Source organism: Candidatus Symbiopectobacterium sp. (assembly GCF_020054415.1).
Taxonomy (GTDB): domain Bacteria; phylum Pseudomonadota; class Gammaproteobacteria; order Enterobacterales; family Enterobacteriaceae; genus Symbiopectobacterium.
The window spans coordinates 1-2,524 of record NZ_JAHWCO010000737.1 but is presented as its reverse complement, the minus strand read 5'-3'; the positions used below and the strand labels follow the sequence as shown (position 1 = coordinate 2,524).

Annotated in this window: 2 protein-coding genes and 4 pseudogenes; 1 reads left to right on the top strand and 5 read right to left on the bottom strand. The window is 51.8% G+C overall.

Annotated features, from left to right (window positions below):
• Nucleotides 1-81, top strand: a pseudogene (locus tag QZ506_RS21215) (lipoprotein); the annotation flags it as partial.
• Nucleotides 82-137: 56 nt separating this feature from the next.
• Here QZ506_RS21215 and QZ506_RS21210 read toward each other — a convergent pair.
• The 5 genes and pseudogenes from QZ506_RS21210 to QZ506_RS21190 form a co-directional block, all read right to left on the bottom strand.
• A pseudogene (locus QZ506_RS21210) lies at nt 138-728 on the bottom strand (MFS transporter); the annotation flags it as partial.
• A 471-nt stretch (nt 729-1,199) separates the two neighbouring features.
• On the bottom strand, nt 1,200-1,778 hold the full coding sequence (gene slyD, locus QZ506_RS21205; protein WP_291973733.1) for a peptidylprolyl isomerase: 579 nt from the start codon (nt 1,776-1,778) through the stop codon (nt 1,200-1,202).
• Between the two features lie 92 nt (nt 1,779-1,870).
• Nucleotides 1,871-2,068, bottom strand: coding sequence for a YheV family putative zinc ribbon protein (locus QZ506_RS21200; protein ID WP_291973730.1), 198 nt, complete (start codon nt 2,066-2,068; stop codon nt 1,871-1,873).
• Nucleotides 2,069-2,097: 29 nt separating this feature from the next.
• Nucleotides 2,098-2,388: pseudogene (locus tag QZ506_RS21195) on the bottom strand (glutathione-regulated potassium-efflux system protein KefB); the annotation flags it as partial.
• A gap of 54 nt (nt 2,389-2,442) precedes the next feature.
• Nucleotides 2,443-2,524: pseudogene (locus QZ506_RS21190) on the bottom strand (lipoprotein); the annotation flags it as partial.

The following is a 2,524-nucleotide window of genomic DNA, read 5'->3' as shown; positions in this document are numbered from 1 at the left end:
GTGGGTGAAGCCATGGCCATGGTCAAAGCGCTTAACCGGATCACGCTATTAGGAATGCCGAACAGTATTCGCATCACGTAACAATCGACCCGTATGGGGCGCAGTCGTTACAAGTTCTGATTTATTCAACAAAGCCCTTTCCAGCCATAAACAGGGACCAGAAAATACCCCGCAATTCCTGCAAACATCATACCGATAGGGAAAATCACCTCGTACAGCAGGAAGAAGCGCCCACGCTTTTTGGCACCAACAAATTCATTGAAATAGGAACTCGCTACGGGTACTTCCGCGCCAATCCCAACCCCTTGCAAAAAGCGAAAGACCATCATCGACAGTCCACTCTAGGCAAACAGACAGGCCGCATCCATGATCACAAACAGGATGATAGTGCTCTTCAACACGCACAATCGTCCAATTTTCTCGGCCAGAGAACCGAAGAAAACGGCACCAAACAGTTGCCCAACATAGCTGACAGCAATAATCAGGCCGATATCTGCTGCACTCAACCCCCATTCCGCGGCGAGCTGTGGCATGGCGAAGGCGATAGCCAGTACGGTATAAGCATCAAAAAAGGTAGAAAGACCGACCACCACGCGTATGGTCAGCAGTTGACGTGTGATCGGCATCCGTTCAAGACGGGCGACCAATTCGGCATTGGATGTCCCGCTTGCGGCGACAGCACTGGCGTTTGCATTGATCACACCGGCACTCATGTCATGCGTTGACATAGTTTGTTCTCCAAAAAGGATAGTGTGTTAGCCGCGATACGCTTGCACAGCGGCTCTGCATGCCATTAGCCGACGCGCGGCAGTTCAGCATCACGATGAAGGGGCGTGAAGGGTGTAGGGTTCAGGCAACGTAACTCGATATTCATGTTGATCATGGTAGAGGTTCTCTTTCCTGGATGTTCTAGGGTGTATTTTATTAATATAACGTTCTCGGTAACGTTTGCAGATTGTTCGCCAAAGCACCGATAAGTGTCAATAAGTCCTCCGAGGCTTTTAACAGGTTATGTGATGAACATCCCTAGTTGGGCAGAAAAGAAGGAAAGCGTAATGCGAAAATAACACGATGAAAGATGGGTAAAATCAACACGTTCAGTGCTAATGGCGCATGTTGCAAAACGAAAAAAACCCGGCCGCGCCTAGCGCTCCGGGTTTGTAACGGTGAGGACACGCCTCACGGGCATACGCCGAAAATCAATGGCAACCGCAGCCGCCATGACCGCCGCAGCCGCCTTTACCGTGTTCGTGTTCGTGGTCGTGACCATGACCACCACAGCAACCTTCACCGTGCTCATGATGGTGATCGTGCTCGCCGTGTACGTGACCGTGTGCGATCTCTTCTTCCGTGGCTTCACGGATAGCAACCACTTCGACGTTGAACTTCAGGTTTTGACCTGCCAGCATGTGGTTACCGTCAACCACTACGTGGTCATCTTCCACTTCAGTGATTTCAACCGGTACCTTACCCTGATCGGTATCAGCCAGGAAACGCATGCCCACTTGCAGCTCATCAACGCCCATGAAGACGTCTTTCGGTACGCGCTGCACCAGGTTTTCATCGTATTCGCCGTAGGCGTCGTTAGAGCCGACAGCAACGTCAAACTTGTCACCCACTTCGCGGCCTTCAAGCGCTTTTTCTAGGCCAGAAATCAGGGAACCGTGACCGTGCAGGTAGTCCAACGTCGCGCTCACCGGAGACTCATCAACCAATACACCATCTTCTGTACGTACCTGGTAGGCCAGGCTGACCACCAGATTTTTTGCAACTTTCATGACATCTCCTACCGTTGGAAATCAAAACTGGCGCAAATTGTAGCTGAAAAAAATCCCCATGTACCGTATGGGATAAAAAAATGACCCGCCAATCAATCAGGATGAAAAATGCCGATGATATGCTCGCCCTGCCGCTCTGGCGCAGCAGGAGGCGGATCTAACTGGCTCTGACGATAGCCACACTTGACGCAGGTGACCACATCTACATGATCTTCCTGCCCTACGGCCAGCGTATCCTGCGCCTGACACTGAGGACACACGGCACCCGCGATAAACCGTTTACGTTGCATCTTGCCTTCCTCGCTGCATGCGACACATGCTATTCGTACTCATCCCAGTCATCCAGACGACGGCGCTCGTGCTGCATTTCGCGTTGGAAAATGTCTTCCAACTCCCGCCGCGCTTCTTTGACGCGCGAAACCTGCGCCACATCGGCATCCCCCTGACGTATCGGCATCAATTCACGCAGCATGCGCATATCCAAGCGCAGAAAATGCTGCTGTGCCCGATAAGCCTGATGAGGATGCATCCCCACCGACGTCAACGTTTTACGCCCCAGTTCCAGCGCACTCGAAAAGGTTTCACGCGCGAAATGTTTGACACCAGACTGGCTTTGTTGAATAAATCAGAACTTGTAACGACTGCGCCCCATACGGGTCGATTGTTACGTGATGCGAATACTGTTCGGCATTCCTAATAGCGTGATCCGGTTAAGCGCTTTGACCATGGCCATGGCTTCACCCACC